General features: G+C 72.1%; 17 protein-coding genes and 1 pseudogene. 8 read left to right on the plus strand and 10 right to left on the minus strand.

Annotated elements, in window-relative coordinates; all coding sequences use genetic code 11:
* Positions 1-11: 11 nt before the first annotated feature.
* The 3 genes from ACFY4A_RS11085 to clpS form a co-directional block, all read right to left on the minus strand.
* A complete protein-coding gene (locus ACFY4A_RS11085; RefSeq protein ID WP_390829116.1) occupies positions 12-1,430 on the minus strand; it encodes an amino acid permease in 1,419 nt (472 codons plus the stop codon).
* Between the two features lie 493 nt (positions 1,431-1,923).
* Positions 1,924-2,529 carry a DUF2017 domain-containing protein gene (locus ACFY4A_RS11090; RefSeq protein ID WP_390829117.1) on the minus strand — a complete coding sequence of 202 codons (606 nt, stop codon included), beginning with the start codon at positions 2,527-2,529 and terminating at the stop codon, positions 1,924-1,926.
* 12 nt (positions 2,530-2,541) lie between these two features.
* Positions 2,542-2,859 carry an ATP-dependent Clp protease adapter ClpS gene (gene clpS / locus ACFY4A_RS11095; RefSeq protein WP_141360548.1) on the minus strand — a complete coding sequence of 106 codons (318 nt, stop codon included), beginning with the start codon at positions 2,857-2,859 and terminating at the stop codon, positions 2,542-2,544.
* Between the two features lie 156 nt (positions 2,860-3,015).
* Here clpS and ACFY4A_RS11100 point away from each other — a divergent pair, with 156 nt between their 5' ends.
* Entirely contained in the window at positions 3,016-4,362 is a 1,347-nt protein-coding gene (locus ACFY4A_RS11100) for a nicotinate phosphoribosyltransferase (RefSeq protein ID WP_390829118.1), read from the plus strand.
* A gap of 133 nt (positions 4,363-4,495) precedes the next feature.
* A complete protein-coding gene (locus ACFY4A_RS11105; protein ID WP_390829119.1) occupies positions 4,496-5,083 on the plus strand; it encodes an isochorismatase family protein in 588 nt (195 codons plus the stop codon).
* Between the two features lie 489 nt (positions 5,084-5,572).
* Here ACFY4A_RS11105 and ACFY4A_RS11110 read toward each other — a convergent pair whose 3' ends face one another.
* Positions 5,573-5,911 carry a hypothetical protein gene (locus tag ACFY4A_RS11110; RefSeq protein WP_390829120.1) on the minus strand — a complete coding sequence of 113 codons (339 nt, stop codon included), beginning with the start codon at positions 5,909-5,911 and terminating at the stop codon, positions 5,573-5,575.
* A gap of 121 nt (positions 5,912-6,032) precedes the next feature.
* Positions 6,033-7,718, minus strand: a complete 1,686-nt coding sequence (locus ACFY4A_RS11115; protein WP_390829121.1) for a M6 family metalloprotease domain-containing protein — start codon at positions 7,716-7,718, stop codon at positions 6,033-6,035.
* Between the two features lie 417 nt (positions 7,719-8,135).
* Here ACFY4A_RS11115 and ACFY4A_RS11120 point away from each other — a divergent pair, with 417 nt between their 5' ends.
* Positions 8,136-8,432: a hypothetical protein gene (locus ACFY4A_RS11120; RefSeq protein ID WP_390829122.1), complete on the plus strand. Its 297-nt coding sequence runs from the start codon at positions 8,136-8,138 to the stop codon at positions 8,430-8,432.
* 115 nt (positions 8,433-8,547) lie between these two features.
* Here the strand turns inward: ACFY4A_RS11120 and ACFY4A_RS11125 are convergent, their stop codons facing one another.
* Positions 8,548-9,360 carry an RDD family protein gene (locus ACFY4A_RS11125; RefSeq protein WP_390829123.1) on the minus strand — a complete coding sequence of 271 codons (813 nt, stop codon included), beginning with the start codon at positions 9,358-9,360 and terminating at the stop codon, positions 8,548-8,550.
* Between the two features lie 121 nt (positions 9,361-9,481).
* A complete protein-coding gene (locus ACFY4A_RS11130; protein ID WP_390829124.1) occupies positions 9,482-11,062 on the minus strand; it encodes an RDD family protein in 1,581 nt (526 codons plus the stop codon).
* Positions 11,063-11,358: 296 nt separating this feature from the next.
* On the opposite strand from ACFY4A_RS11130, the pseudogene ACFY4A_RS11135 reads away from it, so the two are divergent.
* Positions 11,359-11,773: pseudogene (locus ACFY4A_RS11135) on the plus strand (SsgA family sporulation/cell division regulator).
* A gap of 11 nt (positions 11,774-11,784) precedes the next feature.
* Here the strand turns inward: ACFY4A_RS11135 and ACFY4A_RS11140 are convergent.
* Complete coding sequence (locus ACFY4A_RS11140) at positions 11,785-13,191, minus strand: FAD-binding oxidoreductase (protein ID WP_390829125.1); 1,407 nt, start codon at positions 13,189-13,191, stop codon at positions 11,785-11,787.
* Positions 13,192-13,284: 93 nt separating this feature from the next.
* Here ACFY4A_RS11140 and ACFY4A_RS11145 point away from each other — a divergent pair, with 93 nt between their 5' ends.
* Complete coding sequence (locus ACFY4A_RS11145) at positions 13,285-14,754, plus strand: tetratricopeptide repeat protein (RefSeq protein WP_390829126.1); 1,470 nt, start codon at positions 13,285-13,287, stop codon at positions 14,752-14,754.
* Between the two features lie 94 nt (positions 14,755-14,848).
* Here the strand turns inward: ACFY4A_RS11145 and hppD are convergent, their stop codons facing one another.
* Positions 14,849-15,997 carry a 4-hydroxyphenylpyruvate dioxygenase gene (hppD, locus tag ACFY4A_RS11150; RefSeq protein ID WP_390829127.1) on the minus strand — a complete coding sequence of 383 codons (1,149 nt, stop codon included), beginning with the start codon at positions 15,995-15,997 and terminating at the stop codon, positions 14,849-14,851.
* Positions 15,998-16,122: 125 nt separating this feature from the next.
* Here hppD and ACFY4A_RS11155 point away from each other — a divergent pair, with 125 nt between their 5' ends.
* The 3 genes from ACFY4A_RS11155 to ACFY4A_RS11165 all read left to right on the plus strand — a co-directional run bounded on the left by ACFY4A_RS11155 (position 16,123) and on the right by ACFY4A_RS11165 (position 17,447).
* The gene (locus ACFY4A_RS11155) at positions 16,123-16,590 is read left to right on the plus strand and encodes an Lrp/AsnC family transcriptional regulator (RefSeq protein WP_390829128.1); all 468 of its coding nucleotides are present in this window, start codon (positions 16,123-16,125) and stop codon (positions 16,588-16,590) included.
* 75 nt (positions 16,591-16,665) lie between these two features.
* Positions 16,666-17,250: an ArsR/SmtB family transcription factor gene (locus ACFY4A_RS11160; protein ID WP_390829129.1), complete on the plus strand. Its 585-nt coding sequence runs from the start codon at positions 16,666-16,668 to the stop codon at positions 17,248-17,250.
* An 11-nt stretch (positions 17,251-17,261) separates the two neighbouring features.
* Entirely contained in the window at positions 17,262-17,447 is a 186-nt protein-coding gene (locus ACFY4A_RS11165) for a hypothetical protein (RefSeq protein ID WP_390829130.1), read from the plus strand.
* A 215-nt stretch (positions 17,448-17,662) separates the two neighbouring features.
* Here the strand turns inward: ACFY4A_RS11165 and ACFY4A_RS11170 are convergent, their stop codons facing one another.
* Positions 17,663-18,454, minus strand: a complete 792-nt coding sequence (locus tag ACFY4A_RS11170; protein ID WP_390829131.1) for a PDZ domain-containing protein — start codon at positions 18,452-18,454, stop codon at positions 17,663-17,665.
* Positions 18,455-18,982 lie beyond the last annotated feature (528 nt).

Genomic DNA, 18,982 nt, shown 5'->3' on the forward strand with positions numbered 1-18,982 from the left:
GCGCCGCGGGGTCAGCCGACCTTCTCGAGCTGCGGCTCGCGGCGGTCGGCGACCTGCGGGTTGCGGGTCTTGAGGACCGCCCAGCCGATGGCCAGGGCGGCGGCCCACCCGGCCATCACGTACAGGCAGACGCGGGAGTCGGCGTCGTACGCGATCAGGCCGGTGACGAAGAGCAGGAACGCGATGGCGACGTAGGAGCACTTGGCGCCGCCGGGAGCCGGGAAGGAAGAGGCGCGCAGCCGGCCCGCCTCGACGCCCCGGCGGTACAGGACGTGGCTGATCAGGATCATCAGCCAGGTCCAGATGCCGGCCGCGGTGGCGACGGAGGTGACGTAGCCGAAGGCCTTCTCCGGGACGACGTAGTTCAGCACCACGCCGATGCCCATGAAGGCGACGGAGACGGTGATGCCGAGCGCCGGGGTCTTCGAGCTCGACAGGCGGCTGAAGAACCGGGGGGCCTCGCCGTTGTCCGCGAGGGTGCGCAGCATGCGGCCGGTGGAGTACATGCCGGAGTTGCAGGAGGACAGGGCCGCGGTGAGCACCACGAAGTTCACGATGCCCGCGCCGGCCGGGATGCCGATGACCGCGAACGCCTTCACGAAGGGGCTGACGCCCGGGGCGAACTCGGTCCACTTCACCACGCACAGGATGACGGTGAGGGCGCCGACGTAGAACAGGGCGATCCGCCAGGGCAGGGTGTTGATCGCCTTGGGGAGGGTCTTCTCCGGGTTCTCGGACTCGCCCGCGGTGACGCCGACCAGTTCGACGGCGAGGTAGGCGAACATCACGCCCTGGAGGGTCATCAGGGAGGATCCGATGCCCTTGGGGAAGAAGCCGTCGAACTCCCAGAGGTTGGTGACGGTGGCGGTGTCACCGGCGGCGCTGAAGCCGAAGGTGAGGACGCCCAGACCGATCACGATCATGCCGATGAGGGCGGTGACCTTGACCATCGAGAACCAGAACTCGATCTCGCCGAAGAGCTTCACGGAGATCAGGTTGGCCACGAACAGGACGACCAGGAACACCAGCGCGGTCACCCACTGCGGGATGGCCGGGAACCAGTAGTGGACGTAGATCGCGGCGGCCGTGAGCTCGGCCATTCCGGTCACCACCCACATCAGCCAGTACGTCCAGCCGGTGAAGAAGCCGAAGAACGGGCCGAGGAACTCGCGGGAGTACTCCGCGAAGGAGCCGGAGACGGGGCGGTAGAGCAGGAGTTCGCCGAGCGCCCGCATGATGAAGAAGATGATCAGGCCTGCGAGGGCGTACATGACGATGAGGCTGGGTCCGGCCTTGGCGATGTTCGCCCCCGCGCCCAGGAAGAGGCCGACGCCGATGGCGCCGCCGATGGCGATCATCTGGACCTGGCGGCTGCCGAGCCCTCGCTCGTACCCCTCTTCGGGGGTTTCCGTGACCTGCGGTGAGGTCATGTGGTGTGCGCCTTTCTCCATGCCGACCCGGGCCCTTCGGTCGGCCCCGGATCGGGTTTCGATCCCCCCGGATTGATGGAGCGCGTGCCGGGTCTCCCCGGATCCGCTGTGCCTGGCCGGTGGTTGCCGGCTCGGTGGCGCACCCGGCCGGACATGGGTGGTGTCCGCCGGGCGGTCGTGAAGATTTATCACGGCCGCAACACTGATCGACGGCGAGCTGTGTGATGCATCCCACGGGAAGAAGCGGACGAAGCACGCAGAGCGCACCCATACCCGGCCGCCGCGGTGACCTGATCGTTATCCGGATTTGAGCGTCCCCTGAGCGAACGCGGAATCCGGACGTACCGGGTGGATCACGGCATGAGCCGGGTGGATCACGGCATGAGCCGGGTGGATCACGGCATGAGCCGGATGGATCACGGCATGAGCCGGGTGGATCACGGCATGAGCCGGATGGATCACGGCATGGGGCTACGGCATGAGAGGCGCGGGGCTACGGCATGAGAGTGGAGACGAGGGTCTCCTGGAGCCCGCCCAGCCACAGGTAGGCCATCACCATCGGCTTGCGCGGATCCTCGTCCGGCAGGCGGTAGAAGTCGTCCGTGTCGTCCTCGTCGGTGATCTCCAGCCGGGAGCCGATGGCCAGCCGCAGGTCGTTGAGCGCGCCGAGCCACCGCCGGGACTCGGCCGGCGTCAGCTCCAGCACCGCCAGGCCGCCTTCGCCCGGGGCGAGCGCGTTGAGCGAGTGGATCACCGCGAGGGCGTTCTCGCGCTTGCCGGCCCGCAGGTCGTTCTCGGTGTAGCGGCGGAACTCGGCGGAGTGGGCGCGCTGCTCGGCGGCCTCCTGCGGGTTGCCGGGAGTCTGCTCGGGGTCGCGGTAGGCGTCCGGGAAGAGCCGCTTGAGGACGGGGTCGGAGGGCGGTTCGCTCGGGCCCTCGGCGAACAGCTCGGCGAGCGGGTCGGCGGGGGTGTCCTCGGCGGGACCGGGTCCGATCAGCTCGAGCAGCTGCACGGCCAGCGAGCGGATGATGGAGATCTCGACGTCGTCGAGGGCGACGGACGCGCCGCCGCCGGGGAGCGGTTCAAAGGTTCCGGGCATGAAGGGAGTTCGCTACTTCCGGTCCTGCTGCAGGGTGGCCCACAGACCATAGCCGTGCATGGCCTGCACGTCCCGTTCCATCTCCTCGCGGGTTCCGCTGGAGACGATCGCCCGGCCTTTGTGGTGGACGTCGAGCATGAGCTTGGTGGCCTTGTCCTTGGAGTAGCCGAAGTACGTCTGGAAGACGTACGTCACATAGCTCATGAGATTGACGGGGTCGTTGTGGACGATCGTCACCCAGGGCACGTCGGGCTCGGGTACGGCGAATACCTCCTCCGCCGACTCGGTCTTCTCGATCTCGATGGGTGCGGCTGCCGTCACACGGCCCATGCTGCCATCCCGAGGGGGTACTCGCATAAGCCGAGGGCCAAATCGTCAGTCTGACGAAATGGGAGTACGATTCTTCGCCAGGCATCATCCGGGGACGGTCCCCGGACCCCCGGCCGACGCCGGGGGCACCCGCACGACTTGTCTAGGAGAGCTTCGGTGGGCGTTGCGGACCTTGGGCTGCCGGTGGACGTTCCCTCGACGGCTCTGTTCACCGATCACTACGAGCTGACGATGCTCCAGGCCGCTCTGAAGGCCGGGACAGCCGGGCGGCGCAGCGTCTTCGAGGTCTTCACCCGGCGGCTGCCCGACGGGCGCCGCTACGGGGTCGTGGGCGGCACCGGGCGGGTGCTGGACGCGGTGGAGAACTTCCGCTTCGACGCGGGCGTCCTCGCTTTCCTGCGCGAGCGCCAGGTGGTGGACGAGCCGACCCTGGAATGGCTCGCCGACTACCGGTTCGGCGGGGACATCTGGGGCTACCCCGAGGGTGAGGTGTACTTCCCGGGCTCGCCGATCATGCGGGTGGAGGGGTCGTTCGGCGAGTGCGTGCTGCTGGAGACCGTGATCCTGTCGATCCTCAACCACGACTCGGCGATCGCGGCCGCCGCCTCCCGGATGGCCTCGGCCGCGGGCGACCGCCCGCTGATCGAGATGGGCGCCCGCCGCACCCACGAGCTGGCCGCGGTCGCCGCCTCCCGGGCCGCCTACGTCGGCGGCTTCACCTCCACCTCCGACCTGGCCGCCGGCTTCCGCTACAACATCCCGACGGTGGGCACCTCCGCCCACGCCTTCACCCTGCTGCACGACCGCGAGCGGGACGCATTCCAGGCGCAGGTCGACTCCCTCGGCCGGGACACCACACTGCTGGTGGACACCTACGACGTGGCCGAGGCGGTCCGTACGGCCGTCGAGATCGCCGGGCCCGAGCTGGGCTCGGTGCGCATCGACTCCGGGGACCTGCTGCTGGTCGCGCACCGGGTGCGCCAGCAGCTCGACGAGCTGGGCGCCCGGGACACGAAGATCATCGTCACCTCGGACCTGGACGAGTACGCCATCGCCTCGCTGGCGGCGGCGCCCGTGGACGCCTACGGCGTCGGCACGCAACTGGTCACCGGCTCCGGCCACCCGACGGCTTCCATGGTGTACAAGCTGGTCGCGCGCGCCGAGACCACCGACGCCGGGGCGCCGCTGGTGCCGGTGGCGAAGAAGTCCACCGGCGGCAAGACCTCCATCGGCGGCCGCAAGTGGGCGGCGCGCCGGCTGGACGCGCACGGGGTCGCGGAGGCCGAGGTCGTGGGCACCGGTCCGGTGCCGGACGGACTGGACGGTCGGCAGCTCCTGGTGGAGCTGGTCAAGGGCGGCGAGGTGGTCGCCCGCGAGCCGCTGGACGCCGCCCGGGAGCGGCACGCGGGCGCCCGCGCCAACCTGCCGCTGTCGGCGACCCAGCTCTCCCGAGGGGAACCCGTCCTTCCGACGGAGTACGTCCACGGAGGCTCGGGTAGCTAAAGCCCGTGCCCCCGCTTCGGTACGCCCCCGAAAGTCCCCTCCCGTCCGAGTGGCGGAGTCCCTGGGCCCGTGGCCTCATGACCGGACCCGCGCCCCCTCCGCCCACCGATCCGACAGCCGAAGGACACCGACCATGCGCCGCGCCTTGATCGTCGTCGATGTGCAGAACGACTTCTGCGAGGGGGGCAGCCTCGCGGTGGCCGGGGGCGCCGACGTCGCCGCCGCCATCACCGAGCTCGTCGGGCAGGCGCCCGCGGGCTACCGGCACGTGGTGGCGACCCGGGACCACCACATCGCGCCCGGCGGCCACTTCGCCGACAACCCCGACTTCGTCCGCTCCTGGCCCGCGCACTGCGTCGCGGGCACCGAGGGCGTGGGCTTCCATCCCAACTTCGCCCCCGCCGTCGCCTCCGGAGCCGTCGACGCGGTCTTCGACAAGGGCGCCTACTCCGCGGCCTACAGCGGCTTCGAGGGCACCGACGAGAACGGCGAGCCGCTGGCCGGCTGGCTCAAGGCCCGGCAGATCGACGAGGTGGACGTGGTCGGGATCGCCACGGACCACTGCGTGCGCGCCACCGCCCTGGACGCCGTGAAGGAGGGCTTCCGCACCCAGGTGCTGCTGGACCTCACCGCCGGGGTGGCCCAGGCGACCACCGAACGGGCGCTGGAGGAGCTGCGGCAGGCGGGCGTGGAACTCACGGGCAAGCCGGTCGTCGCCTAGGTGTTCTGTCCACGGAGGTTGGTGACAGCGATCACTGACGTGTGATCTTGAAATGGGTGAGGGCCCTCTGGCTCGGTGTGGATTGCCACATCTGCACCGGCGACCAGAAAGGCCCTCATGCCGCACCGTAACGCACCGCTGACCGAGACCGGACGCCTGCGCCTGGCCCGCTGCGTCGTGGACGACGGCTGGCCTCTGCGGTGGGCGTACGCGGGCGATCCCGACAACGCGGCGAGGCGCCGTGCCAGGCGTCGCGGGGCAGGCGGGACTTTCGAAACGCGCCCTAGGGTCTTCCGTGGATCGCAAGGCGGAGGAGGGCGGCAGGGCGGAGCCCTGCCGACCGACGACAACGCGGCTGCGGGTCCCCCTGGTCGAAGAGCTTGGGGGAGCGGCACCAGTGCCCGCGAGCCGGCACGATCCGAACGAAAGGCCCCAGCCGGCCCCCAGGTCGTGCCCCGGGCCTGTCCGGGCCGTGTCCGGAGCGCGCCGTCACGACGCCTGCCGGTGTGTGGCCGGTCTGCGCAGCAGGGCTCTGATCGGGTGCCACAGCTCCGGGGCGCCGACCGTGTCGCCGGGTGACGTGCGCCATATCAGGCCGTCGGGGTGGTGCAGGACCGCGGTGACCTCGTCCGGGGTCGGCGGAGCCGCGTTGCCCCGCAGGTAGACCGCGCGCAGGCCCAGGTTGCGCAGCCGGGTCAGGGCCCGGGCGCGGTTGTGCGCGTGGACGAGCACGCGCACGCCGCCGGTGCCGTCGAGGGCGGGGCTGGGCAGGTTCAGCGCCACCACCACGGTGCCGTTCGGCAGCTTGCAGAAACCTCCTGCGGCCATGCGGTCACTCCCCCGTTCCGGTCGGTGTCAATAAGCGGGTCACAGGACGCACCTAAACACGATCGGCGGCAACCCGCCAGAGGGTTGCCGCCGATGTGCTTCTGACCTGCGTAAATACCGATTACTTCAGCGCGCTGCCGATCTCGATCTCGATCGAGGAGCCGTCCTTGGCCTCCTTGGTGATCTTGATCTTGGTGTTGGTGTCAGTGATCTTGACACCGCCGGCCGGGTTCGCGGGGTCGTAGTAGGTGTTGGTGCGGTCGTTGAAGACCGACACCCCCTGCGACGACTTGATCCTGGTCGGCACGCCCGCCTTGTGCAGCGTGATGCCGTCCGTGCTGTACAGGCTGAACGTCGAGTCGTAGGTCTGGATGCGGTTGCGCATCAGCGTGCCGTCCGACCACTTCAGTGCGTCCGGGTGCGAGTCGACCGGGAGGATCCGGCCGGTGCCCGGGTGCTTGCTGGTGTTGTTGTCGGCCTGGGAGGTGTCCCACTTCCAGATCAGCAGGCCGTTCTGGTACGGGAAGTGCTCCACCCAGTCCGGACGGTCGGCGAAGCCGAAGTTGTACGGGCCGGTCTCCAGCGTGGTGTCGTACGACACGTACTGGCGGTTCTCGGCGATGTAGTACTGCTTGTAGTCCTTGGTGAAGGACTCGCCGATGCGGGAGAAGCCGTTCGCCGTCCACGCCGGGTCCGCGGTCTCGGCGTCGTCCGCGAAGAGCACCGAGCCGTCCGCGGTCAGCGTGACCTCGTCCGCGGCGAAGCCCTTCAGCGCCACCCCGCCGTCGGTCTGGTAGCGGAAGCGGAGCTGGATCTCCTGGCCCGCGTAGGCGTCGAGGGAGTACGACAGCTTCTTCCAGCCGTCGACCGAGCCGTGCAGGGCCGGCTTGTTGCTGCCGTCGCGCGGGATCGGCCGGCCGTCCACCGTGCCGTCCAGGGCGGTGAAGTTGGCGCCGCCGTCGGTGGAGACCTCGGTGTAGAGGAAGTCGTAGTTGGCCTCGATGTCGTACCAGCCGTCGAGGGTGAGGGCGGCCGACTTCTTGCCGGTGAGGTCCACGGACCGGGTCAGGGTGTTCTTCAGGTAGTGGCCGCTGCCGCTCCACCACTGGGTGGCGCCCTGGGGCGGGGTCACGATCTGGGTGGTGACCGGCTTGGCGGGCAGGGAGACCACCACGGCCTGCGGGTCCTTGGTGTTGTACTCGGAGGGGCCCAGCTTGTGCGAGGAGCTCACGCCGGCCTTGGCGATGTCGTAGTCGAGCCAGCCCAGTTGCAGCTTGTCCCAGGCGTTCATGTCGCCCGGCAGGTCGCCGATGGCGTCCTTGCCGCGGCCGAGCCAGGAGCCGGAGGACATCAGCGTCCAGAAGCCGGTGGGGTTCTCGCCGCCGGCGGTGTCGTACTCGTCCGGCAGCCCGAGGTCGTGGCCGTACTCGTGGGCGAAGACGCCGAGGCCGCCGTTCTCCGGCTGGATGGTGTAGTCGCCGACCCCGATGCCGGTGTCGCCGATCTGTGCGCCGCCGAGCTTGTTGTACTCGGGGCCGGTGGAGCCGGCGTCGCTGCCGAAGGCGTACCAGCGGTGGGCCCAGATCGCGTCGGTGCCCTGTGTGCGTGCTGCTCGACCGGCTGCGGGTCGTGCCGGGTCACGGCGGCGGAGTCGGCCGTCGTCCCGGCCTCCGCCACGGCGAACGTCGAGAACGTGGCGGTGGCCGCCGCGAGCGCGACACCGATCGCGGCCGTTCTGAACGTCCAGCGTCCACTGGTCACTTGTGGTCCTCCCCTGCCGCGTCCATGCGCGCGGAAGGGGGGTCATGGGCCATGGAAAGGTCCGCGCACGATGAACGCGTGTAGTCAAGTGACGTCATTCGACTGGACGTTCGCAGGAAAAGACAGATCTTGACTTGACCCCGTCAAGTGCATTGTGCGGAGCGGGCGTTCGCTTCGCGGACACGGGCGGGCCAGGGCCGAACGGCCCCTCCGGGCGCGTACGCCCGTCCACTCCGTGGACCGCATGACTCCGTGCGCCCCCCGTGCACCGGCACCATGGGTTAGGTCGTGCTTACCAGCGGTTCCACTCGGGCACACAGGCGAATAGAGTCGATTGGCGAACCGCCCGGAAACCGGTGGAAAGCCAGGCCGACACCTGCGTCACACCTCCAGATCCCTGTCCGCACCCTCCCCCGCAGCGAGAGGCACGGGGGGAGACCCCCACTTCCGAGGACCGATTGCCATGCCTCGTCCCACCGCCGCACAGCTCGCCTACGGTTCCTGCACCGTGATCCTCTCGACGCTCGCCATGCTGCTGCTGTCCCGGACGAGTTCGGGCCCGGGGATCGTGGTCATCGCCCTCGCGGCACTCGCGCTGGGGCTCCTGGTCGCCATGACGGTGCCGATGCCGAAGGTGGGCACGGCCGAGCCGGCCCGCGCCCGGACGGCCGACGCCGGGCAGACGCGGGTGCGGGCCCGGACACACCGGGAGCCCGTCCCGGCCGGAGTCGAGCCGGTACGCGGGCCGACGGCTCCCTGACGAGCCGGTACGGGGGCCGACGGCTCCCTGACGAGCCGGTACGGGGGCCGACGGCTCCCTGACGAGCCTGTACGGGGCCGACGGCTCGTGACCTCCTCGCCGCCCCGGGCAGGGGTCAACCGGTGCTGACCACCACGGTCTTGGCCGCCTTGTCGTGCAGGCCCTGCTTGTAGGGGCGGTCGAAGAAGCTCCAGCCGCCGCTGATCGCCAGCCACAGGCAGGCGCAGCAGAACCAGAAGGGGACCCAGAGCACCGCCGCGCGTCCCAGCGCGGTCGGGACGGACGGGGTGGAGCCGTCGTCGAGGTTGGCCACCCGCATGCCCAGCCACTTCTTGCCCAGGGTCTGCCCGTATCGGGAGATCATGAAGGTGTCGTAGGCCATGTAGAGCACCACGCCGACCACCGACTGCGCCACGGACTTGCCGACCTGCACGTTCTCGGCGTTGACCGCGTACTCGTTGACCCGCAGCGCCCAGGTGATCAGGGTGACGACGATGCCGACCAGGATCAGGTCGACGATCCGGGCGAGGGTGCGTTTGCCGCTGTCGGCGAGCGGGGGCATTCCGGCGAGCGGATCACGGCCGTAGGGACCGCCACCGTAACCACCGCCCTGCGGGCCGTAGGGGCCCCCGCCGCCCTGCGGACCACCGCCGTACGGCCCGCCGCCCTGGGGCCCGCCGCCAGGGGGCGGCTGCTCGCCGGGCGGCGGGGGCTGCTCGCCCGGGGGCGGGGGCATGCCTGCCGACGGATCGTCGGAGTACGGGGAGCCGCCGGACCGTCCGCCTCCCTGGCCGCCGCCCCACGCTCCGCCGCCCTGCCCGTCGCCGACCCGCGCGTCGTCGCCCCGTGGGCCGTCGCCCTGGGGTGGCTGCCGACCTCCCGGGGGAGGGGGCTGCGGTCCGGAGCCGGGGGGCGGTTCGGTGCTCATGCGCCGAGTGGATCGCGGCCCCGACCGCCTCGCATCCGGTGCGCGGCCGTACGAATGAGACCGGCGCGGATGAGACCGGCGCGGATGAGACCGGCGCGGGCGCGGAGCCGCCCCGCCGACGTCAGCCCGCCACGAACGTGTGCGCCGCCTTGTCGTGCCAGCACTGGCGCCACGGCCGGTCGAACAGGCACCACGCCATGCCCACGAGGCCGATGCCGAGGAGACCGGGGACACTCCAGACGAGCCAGCGGCGCAGGGCCGGGCCGAACGAAGGGGGCTCGTGGCCCTCGATGTCCCGCACTTCCAGGCCGCACAGCTTCTTGCCCAGGGTGCGGCCCCACTTGGCGGTGGGCAGCACCTCGTAGACGACGCCGAAGAGCAGCAGGACGGCGAGGACGACGGCGAGGTACGTCCCCGTGGTGCCGTCCAGGAGCCACACCGTCACCGTGCGGCCGGAGAGCTTGGCCTCTTCGATCTTGTCGTTGACGTGGTCGATCGCCTTGGCGCCGAGCGGTACGGCGGCCACGGCGGTGACGCCCCCGAGGACGACCGAGTCGACGAGCCGGGCGGTCAGCCGCTTGCCGAGGCCGGCGGGCCGGGCCGCCGCCTGCCGCCGCGCCGCCGCCTGGAACGGGTCCTCGACCGGCGGCTTCCAGGGCGCTACGGGCTGCTGCTCACCCGACCCGGCGAGCTGGTGCACCTGCTGCGCCCAGGAGGACTGCCCGCCGCCGGCACCGCTGGTCAGCGGCGTCGCGGTGGAGGCGCCGGGGCCTTGCGGTCCAGCGGCCTGAAGGGGCGGGGACGGTGCGGAGGACACGGCGGGCGCGGCCGGGGCGGGGGCGGGGGCGGAGGCCTGCGCGGAGGCGGCACCCGCCCGGGATCCGGCCTGGCCCGGCGCCTGCGCGGCTGCCGCCCGCGCGGCGGCGGCCTTTCCGGCCCCGAAACCCGGACCGCCGGCACCGCTCGCGGCGGGCCCACCGGCAGCGGGAGCCCCTGCGGGCCCGGCCGGCCCGGTGCCGCCCGGGGAGTGGGCGCCGCCGGACGAGCCCGGCCGGCCGGAGCCGGAGGCGGGCCCGGAGGCGGGCGAGCCCTGGCCGGGGAGGCCCGGCGCGCCTGCCACCGGGGCCCTGGGAGGCACCGTACGGAAGGTCATCGTGCCCTCGTCGACGGGCGTCCCCGGTCCCGGAACCCCGGGGGCGGCGCCACCGGGGGTCCCCGGGGTGCCGCCCGCCGTGGGGCGGCGGAAGACGAACGTGCCGTCGGAGCGGCCCTCGTCCCGGGCCTGCTCCGCGTCGGCCGGTGCGGGGTCCGCCGTGTGGGCCACCCTCGGGTCGGCCGGCGCCGGAGCGCCCCAGGAGACGCGGCGGTCCTGCTCGCCGCCGAAGCCGGACTGCCGGCTCCGGTCGGCGCCCCACGCCGACGCCGGTTCGGGCCGGCCGCCCTGCGGTGCCGCGGCGGGGCCGGGGTCGGCGACGGGGTCCTCGTCGAAGAAGTGCGGCCCCGTCTCCTCGACCGCCGGGACCGCCGTGGTGCGCACACCGGGAGGCGGTCCGAGCGGCTCGCCGTCGGCCGGCGCCGGGCGGCTGGTGCCCGGCACCCAGGCGGCGCCGTTCCAGTACCGGACGTAGCCAGGGATGGACGGGTCCGGGTAGTAGCCTTCGCGGGGCCTGTCGTCACCGGGTGCCGGGGTTGGGGCGCTCATGTCCGTCGTCCCGTATCTGCTCGGGGGTCGTCTGGGAGCCTCCACATCTATCAGACCGAGGCAGGCGACACCCCCGGTCCGGCCGGACCCAATCCTTTCCGGGCAAGCTCGAACAGGTACTTCACGATCACGTGACATCCGGATCAAAAGAATTCGGGCAACCCGCGTAACGCCCGGCGTCCACCGCTCTCTCCCTTCACACGGGCCCAAGGCGGCCCGCGCTCCGGCGGCCGGCCGCCGTACCGTCCCCGGGCCCGGGCGGTGCGAGGGGCTCGTGTGAGAAGAGGAGAGGACCCATGTGGCACACCGCGGTGGAGCGCGAACTGGAGCTGGGACTGATCCTGTCGCCCGAGTGCGGCATCCCCGTCCCGGCACGGCTCGTCTACCGCACCGACGCCCCGTACGCCGTGCACATCGTCTTCCACGTCGACTCAGAGCACCCCCGTGCACTGGACGTTCGCGCGGGAACTGCTCGTGGAGGGGGTGTTCCGGCCGTGCGGGGACGGCGACGTGCGGGTGTGGCCGTCGAGGGCGCTGGGCCGCGGCATGGTCCTGCTGGCGCTGAGCGCGCCCGACGGCGAGGCCCTGCTGGAGGCGTCGGCCGCGCCGGTGTCGGTCTGGCCGGAGTGCACGCTGCGCCTGGTGCCGCCGGGCCGCGAGGGCGGGCAGCTCGGCATCGACGACGAGCCGGCCGGTCTGCTCGCCCAGTGAACGCGGGGGCGTCAGAACAGCTTGCCGGGGTTGAGGATGCCCAGCGGGTCGAAGGCATGTTTGATCGCCCGCTGCATCTCGACCCCGACCGGGCCGATCTCGCGCGCCAGCCACTCCTTCTTCAGCACGCCCACGCCGTGCTCACCGGTGATGGTGCCGCCGAGTTCGAGGCCGAGGGCCATGATCTCGTCGAAGGACTCGCGGGCGCGCCGCGACTCGTCGGGGTCCTGCGCGTCGAAGCAGACGGTCGGATGGGTGTTGCCGTCGCCCGCGTGCGCGCAGACCCCGATGGTGAGCCGGTACTTCTCGGCGATCTGTTCGATGCCCTCGAGCATCTCGCCGAGCCGGGAGCGGGGCACGCACACGTCGTCGATCATCGTCGTGCCCTTGACGGCCTCCAGCGCGGTGAGCGACAGCCGCCGCGCCTGCAACAGCATCTCGGACTCGGCGGCGTCGTCGGCGGGGACGACCTGGGTGGCGCCGGCCGCCTCGCACAGCGCGCCGACCGCGGCGAGGTCGGCGGCCGGGTCCGGCGTGTCGAACGCGGCCAGCAGCAGCGCCTCGGTGGTTTCCGGCAGTCCCATGTGGGCGAGGTCGTTGACGGCCTTCACCGTCGTACGGTCCATGAGCTCGAGCAGGGAGGGCACATGTCCTCCCGTCATGATCCGGCACACGGCGTCGCAGGCGGCGGCCGCGGACGCGAACTCGGCGGCCAGCACGAGCTGTTGCGGCGGCTGCGGCTTGAGCGCAAGGACGGCCCGCACGACGATGCCGAGCGAGCCCTCGGAGCCGACGAACAGGCGGGTCAGGTCGTATCCGGCGACGCCCTTGGCGGTGCGGCGGCCGGTGGACATCAGCCGCCCGTCGGCCAGCACGACGTCCAGGCCGAGCACGTACTCGGCGGTGACCCCGTACTTCACGCAGCACAGGCCGCCGGAGGCGGTGCCGATGTTGCCGCCGATGGTGCACATCTCCCAACTGGAGGGGTCCGGCGGATAGTACAGACCGTGCTCGTTCACCGCGCGGGACAGCGCGGCGTTGACGACGCCCGGTTCGACGACGGCGATCCGGTCGACCGGGCTGATCTCCAGGATGCGGTCCATTTTGGTCAGGGACAGCACGATGCAGCCGTCGGAGGCGTTGGCCCCGCCGGACAGGCCGGTGCGGGCGCCCTGCGGAACGACCGGGACACGCAGTTCGGTGGCGGTGCGCATGATGTGCTGGACCTGTTCCACCGTGCGCGGCAGGACGACGACGGCCGGGGCTCCGGACGGGCAGAAGCTCGCCATGTCGTTGGCGTAGGAGGCCGTGACATCGGGATCTATGAGGACAACCTCGGCCGGCAGGCCCGCGAGGAGCCGATCGGTGAGGTTGTCCTGGGCTTCTTCGGGTGCGGCTTCAATACGGCTCACGATCACAGCCTCGCACCCGGGGCCATCGGTGTGAACCCCGTCGGTCCCACCCCTCGGCCTGCCGGGTGACGGTCGCCGTCCTGACGCACAGTGTGCGCCATGGAGAACCCTCTGCGGAGCCCGGACACGTCCGTGACCAGCGAGCCGCGGCGGCGCCGTTCCCGCCGGGTGCGCCGGGTGCTCCTCGCCCTGCTCGTGGCGGCCGGCGTGCTCGGCGCGGTGTGGCTGATGCTGCCGGCTCAGCGGGACGGGGCGAGGGCGCCCGGGCCGCCCCGGCCGCCGGCGCCGGCCCCCGGGGCGGCGGGGCTGGCCGCGGTGGGTGCCGGGGCGCCGGCCTCGCTGCCCGCCCTGACGGCGCTGATCGCCGAGCGGGAACGGCACCTGCGGGCGCGGCCGAAGGACGCGGGGGCGTGGGCGGTGCTCGGGGTCGCCTACGTCGAGCGGGGGCGGCGCACGGTGGACCCGGCGGACTATCCGAGGGCCGAGGAGGCGCTGCGGACCTCCCTGCGGCTGCTCCCGCAGGAGAAGAACACCGAGGCGCTGAACGGGCTGGCGATGCTGGAGAACGGGCGGCGCGACTTCGCCGCGGCGCGTTCGTGGGGCGAGGCGGCGGTGAAGCAGGAGCCCGAGCGGTGGACGGCGTATCCGCCGCTGATCGACGCCTACACCGGGCTCGGCGACCACAAGGCCGCGCAGCGCACCCTCGACAAGCTGTTGACGCTCAACCGGTCCCCGGCCGTACGGGCCGAGGCCGCGGCCGTGTACTGGGACCGGGGGTGGCGCGAGGACGCGGCGGCCGAACTGTCGGACGCGGCGGCGGGTGCGGCCTCGCCCGCCGAGCGGGCCGCGTACCTGGAGCAGGCCGGCCGGATCGCGCTCGAGCGCGGTGACCGCGAGGACGCGCTGCGCCGCTTCGACGCGGCGCTGCGCCTCGACCCCGACCGGCTGGCCGCGCGGGCCGGGCGGGGGCGGGCGCTGGCCGCGCTGGGCCGCACGGCGGAGGCGCTGACCGCGTACCGGCAGGCGCTCGGCGACCGGCCGTACCCCGAATACGCCCTGGAGCTGGGCGAGTTGTACGAGTCGCTGGGCAGCCGGCCGGAGGCGCGGGAGCTGTACGGCCTGCTGCGGGCGCGGGCCCTGCAGAACGAGGAGGCGGGGGTCGACGACGAGGTGGTGCTGGGCCGGTTCGAGGCCGACCACGGCGACCCGGGGTCCGCGGTGCGGCGGCTGCGCGCCGAGTGGGAACGCCGGCCCGGGACCGCGGTGGCCGACGCCCTGGGGTGGGCGCTGCACCGGGACGGGCAGGACGTGGAGGCGCTGCGGTTCGCCACGAGGGCCACGGAGGCGGCCGAGGGCGGCGGGGTGCGCAACGCGCTGTACGCCTTTCACCGGGGGGTGATCGAGCAGGGGCTTGGGCTGCCGGGGGCGGCGCGGCGGCATCTGGAGAACGCGCTGCGGACCAATCCCTACTTCTCGCCGCTGTGGGCGCCGGAGGCGCAGGCGGCGCTGCGGGCGCTGGGCGAGCCGCCGCCGGAGGAGGTGCCGGCGGGCGTCGTCGGGGCCCGGTGAGCGCCGCGACGGCGGCCCGCCCGCCGCGCGGGTGTCGCGGCGGGCGGACGTGGTGCCGGGAGCGGTGCCGTGGGCGGGCTCGCGGCGGACGGGCTCAGAGGTTCCCGCGGCGCTCCTGCTCGCGCTCGATCGCCTCGAACAGGGCCTTGAAGTTGCCCTTGCCGAAGCCCATCGAGCCGTGCCGTTCGATGAGTTCGAAGAAGACGGTCGGGCGGTCCTGGACCGGCTTGGTGAAGATCTGCAGCAGGTAGCCGTCCTCGTCGCGGTCGGCGAGGATCTTCAGCTCGCGCAGGGTCTCCACGGGCACGCGGGTGTCGCCGACCCACTCGCCGAGGGTGTCGTAGTAGGTGTCGGGGGTGTCCAGGAACTCGACACCGGCCGCGCGCATCGCGCGTACGGTCTGCACGATGTCGTTGGTGTTCAGCGCGATGTGCTGGACGCCGGCGCCGCCGTAGAACTCGAGGTACTCGTCGATCTGGGACTTCTTCTTGGCGACGGCGGGCTCGTTGATCGGGAACTTGACCTTGAGCGTGCCGTCGGCCACGACCTTCGACATCAGCGCGCTGTACTCGGTGGCGATGTCGTCGCCCACGAACTCCTTCATGTTCGTGAAGCCCATGACCTTGTTGTAGAACTCCACCCACTCGTTCATCCGGCCGAGTTCGACGTTGCCGACGCAGTGGTCGACGGCCTGGAACATGCGCTGGGCGGGCGGCTCGACGATAGGCTTCGCGGCCACGTAGCCGGGCAGGTACGGGCCGTCGTAGCCGGCCCGCTCGACCAGGGTGTGGCGGGTCTGGCCGTAGGTGGCGATCGCGGCGAGGACGACGGTGCCGTGCTCGTCCTTCAGCGCGTACGGCTCGGTCACCGAGCGGGCGCCGTGCTCGATGGCGTAGGTGTACGCGGCGCGCGCGTCCGGGACCTCGATGGCGAGGTCGATGACGCCGTCGCCGTGCTCGGCCACGTGCTGGGCGAGGAAGGTGCCCCAGTCGGTGCCGGGCTTGATCACCGAGGTGAACACGAACCGGGCGGAGCCGCTCTCCAGGACGTAGCTCGCGGTCTCGCGGCTGCCGTTCTCCGGTCCGGAGTAGGCGACCAGCTTCATGCCGAAGGCGGTGGAGTAGTAGTGCGCCGCCTGCTTGGCGTTGCCCACGGCGAAGACGACCGCGTCCATTCCCTTGACCGGGAAGGGGTCGGCCTGCCGGGCGGTCGCGTCGGGAGTGAGGTGTGTGGTCTGCGTCATAGCGGAAGCGTCACCCGGTCTCGCAAGGTGCGCAATAGTTCGCACATTCACTGGGCAATGTGCTCGGTGAAAGCGCGGGACCTTCGGGCTTTCTGTACAGGATGACCATTCGGGAGGCGGGACACGTGGCGATCGATCATCTGGACGGCCGCATCATCGTGCTGCTGGCGCGCGAACCGCGCATCGGCGTGCTGGAGATGTCGCGACGGCTGGGGGTGGCGCGGGGGACGGTCCAGGCGCGCCTGGACCGTCTCCAGGCGCGCGGGGTGATCCGCGGCTTCGGCCCGGAGGTGGACCCGGCGGCGCTCGGCTATCCGGTCACGGCGTTCGCGACGCTCCAGATCCGGCAGGGGCAGGGCCCGGACGTACGGGCCCATCTGGCGAGCGTGCCGGAGGTGCTGGAACTGCACACCACCACCGGCACCGGCGACATGCTGTGCCGGCTGGTCGCCCGCTCCAACGCCGATCTCCAGCGGGTGATCGACCTGGTGGTGGGGTTCGAGGGCATCGACCGGGCGTCGACGGCGATCGTCATGGAGAACCCGGTGCCGCTGCGGATCATCCCGTTGGTGGAGCAGGCGGCGCAGGAGTGACCGGGGCGGCAGCCGGGTGGCCGACTTACAAAGGAACCGTTGCAAAGACTCCTTTGCAAGGTTATCTTTGTACGCATGAACGAGCCCAGGGAATGGCCGGTCCGCCCTCTCGACGCCCGCTCGCTGCGGGGCCTCGCCCACCCACTGCGCATGCGACTGCTGACCACGCTGCGGCACCGCGGGCCGGCCACCGCCTCCCAACTCGCCGCGAAACTCGGCGAGTCCAGCGGAGCCACCAGTTACCACCTGCGCCAGCTCGCCGCGCACGGGTTCGTCGAGGACGCGCCCGAGCACGGCAAGGGGCGGGAGCGCTGGTGGCGGGCGGCCCACGGGGGAGTGAGCTTCGACGAGACGCTGCTGAAGGACGCCGACCCCGAAGTGCGCGGTGCCGCGGACCTGTTCCTGCACGAGATCGCGAACCAGCGCACCCAGGAGCTGGCGACCTGGCTCGGCACCAGGAACGACTGGTCCGGGGCCTGGCGCCGCGCCTCGGACCTGAGCGACTGGACGCTGCGTCTCACGCCGGCGCTCGCCCTCGACCTCATCGAGAAGATGCACGAGCTCGTGGAGGGCTACCGGGCCCTGGCCCCCGAGGACGGCACCACGGACACCGAGCAGGTACGCGTCCACACGCACGTCTTCCCCACCCACACGGACTGAGAGGCCGCCCCATGCACCCCGAGACACACCTCGTACTGCACCGCACCCGAGCCGCCGAACTCCGGGCCGAGGCCGACGCGCGCCGGCTGGCCGCCCGGGCCGGCGGACCCGGCGCCCTGCGCACCCGGCTGGGCTGGACCCTCGTGGAGCTCGGCCTGCGTCTGGCCATCGCGCCCAGGACGGCCCCTGCCCTGTAGGCGTGGCGGAGAACGAGCCCAGTGCTGTGATCAGGGGGGTTCACCGGCTCGCGACGCCCGGCACGGCACCTCGCCGCGTTGTCGCATCACCCGAGTACAACCAGTACGCGGGTGATGCTCCGCCTTGCGATGCTCCCCCACTGCCTGAAGGGCGTGGGAGGTGCTCCCGGCACCGGACGCCGCGAGCTCTCCGGCAAACCTTCCCGGTCACAGCACTAGCAGCTCGGGACCGTCTCCAGGCCCTTGTCCAGGACGACCAGGGCGTTGACCGCGCTCTGGAGGGTGGTCACCGGGATCAGGCGCAGGCCCTTGGGGAGTTCGGATTTGGCGTCGGCGCACTCGGCCTTGGGGACCAGGAAGACGGTGGCGCCGTCCCGGCGGGCGGCCTGGGTCTTGAGGGCCACGCCGCCGACCGCGCCGACCGTGCCGTCGGCGTTGATGGTTCCCGTGCCGGCGATGGTGCGGCCGCCGGTGAGGTCGCCGCCGTTGCCGTTGCCGTGGAGCTTGTCGACGATGCCGAGGGAGAACAGCAGGCCCGCGCTGGGGCCGCCGACGTCGGCGAGCTTCAGCGAGACCTTGACCTTCTTGTCGTTGATGCCGAGGTACTTCAGCGCGGCCCGGGTGGCCGCGTCCTGGGACTGCCGCATCTGCTCGGCGTTGTGCCGCTCGATCTCCTTGACGCTGCCGCCGCTCGGGTAGACCGCGTCGCGCGGCATGACCGCCCGGTCGGTGGCGAACCAGCCGTCGATCACGTCCCCCAGCGAGACGCGCGCGTCCGGGCCGGTCGCCTCGATCGTCGTCATACGGAGCTGACCGCTCGTGCTGCGGGTGGGCGCGCCGGAGACGGTGATGACCTGGGTGCCCTTGTTCTCCCCCAGCACGTTCGCCGTCATCCCGGGCTGTGCCACCGAGAACGGCAGCGGCGCGAACACCGCCGTGGCGATCAGAGCCGCGACGGGCAGCGCGCAGACGGCGAGGGCCTGGGAACGTGTGAGACGAGAGAGCACGGATTCAATCTATCCCGCGCACGAATTCCGGCCATCCGACGACCGTTCCCCGCACCCGCGGACAGCCGTGCTGGCGAAACGGCACAAGGTGCGCCCGCCGGGGCGGCACGAGGCACACCCGGCGGCACGGCACGTGGTACGCCGCCGACACGGCATGGGCCACACCGCCGACACCGCACGAAGTGTGCCCGGCGGCACGGCACGGTGAGCCCGGCGGCACGGCAGGTGCACCGCCGGCACGGCACGGACGGACCCGGCGGCACGACGAGAGGTACACCGGCGGCACGGCACGAGAGGGGGCCGGCGGGGCAGCACGAGGCAAGCCCGGCGGCACGGCACGGTGAGCCCCGCGGCACGGCAGGTGCACCGCCGGCACGGCACGGACGGACCCGGCGGCACGACGAGAGGCACACCGGCGGCACGGCACGAGAGGGGCCGGCGGGGCAGCACGAGGCAAGCCCGGCGGCACGGCACGGTGAGCCCCGCGGCACGGCAGGTGCACCGCCGGCACGGCACGGACGGACCCGG

This window comes from Streptomyces sp. NPDC001292, assembly GCF_042896465.1.
Taxonomy (GTDB): Bacteria; Actinomycetota; Actinomycetes; order Streptomycetales; family Streptomycetaceae; genus Streptomyces.

What these genes read in the sequence shown, in the direction of transcription:
- ACFY4A_RS11085 (WP_390829116.1), bottom strand. Translation starts at nt 1,430, where the DNA reads ATGACCTCACCGCAGGTCACGGAAACCCCCGAAGAGGGGTACGAGCGA.
- ACFY4A_RS11120 (WP_390829122.1), top strand. Translation starts at nt 8,136, where the DNA reads ATGCCTCGTCCCACCGCCGCACAGCTCGCCTACGGTTCCTGCACCGTG.
- hppD (WP_390829127.1), bottom strand. Translation starts at nt 15,997, where the DNA reads ATGACGCAGACCACACACCTCACTCCCGACGCGACCGCCCGGCAGGCC.
- ACFY4A_RS11145 (WP_390829126.1), top strand. Translation starts at nt 13,285, where the DNA reads ATGGAGAACCCTCTGCGGAGCCCGGACACGTCCGTGACCAGCGAGCCG.
- ACFY4A_RS11105 (WP_390829119.1), top strand. Translation starts at nt 4,496, where the DNA reads ATGCGCCGCGCCTTGATCGTCGTCGATGTGCAGAACGACTTCTGCGAG.
- ACFY4A_RS11165 (WP_390829130.1), top strand. Translation starts at nt 17,262, where the DNA reads ATGCACCCCGAGACACACCTCGTACTGCACCGCACCCGAGCCGCCGAA.
- ACFY4A_RS11090 (WP_390829117.1), bottom strand. Translation starts at nt 2,529, where the DNA reads ATGCCCGGAACCTTTGAACCGCTCCCCGGCGGCGGCGCGTCCGTCGCC.
- ACFY4A_RS11115 (WP_390829121.1), bottom strand. Translation starts at nt 7,718, where the DNA reads ATGACCCCCCTTCCGCGCGCATGGACGCGGCAGGGGAGGACCACAAGT.
- ACFY4A_RS11160 (WP_390829129.1), top strand. Translation starts at nt 16,666, where the DNA reads ATGAACGAGCCCAGGGAATGGCCGGTCCGCCCTCTCGACGCCCGCTCG.
- ACFY4A_RS11125 (WP_390829123.1), bottom strand. Translation starts at nt 9,360, where the DNA reads ATGAGCACCGAACCGCCCCCCGGCTCCGGACCGCAGCCCCCTCCCCCG.
- ACFY4A_RS11130 (WP_390829124.1), bottom strand. Translation starts at nt 11,062, where the DNA reads ATGAGCGCCCCAACCCCGGCACCCGGTGACGACAGGCCCCGCGAAGGC.
- clpS (WP_141360548.1), bottom strand. Translation starts at nt 2,859, where the DNA reads ATGGGCCGTGTGACGGCAGCCGCACCCATCGAGATCGAGAAGACCGAG.
- ACFY4A_RS11110 (WP_390829120.1), bottom strand. Translation starts at nt 5,911, where the DNA reads ATGGCCGCAGGAGGTTTCTGCAAGCTGCCGAACGGCACCGTGGTGGTG.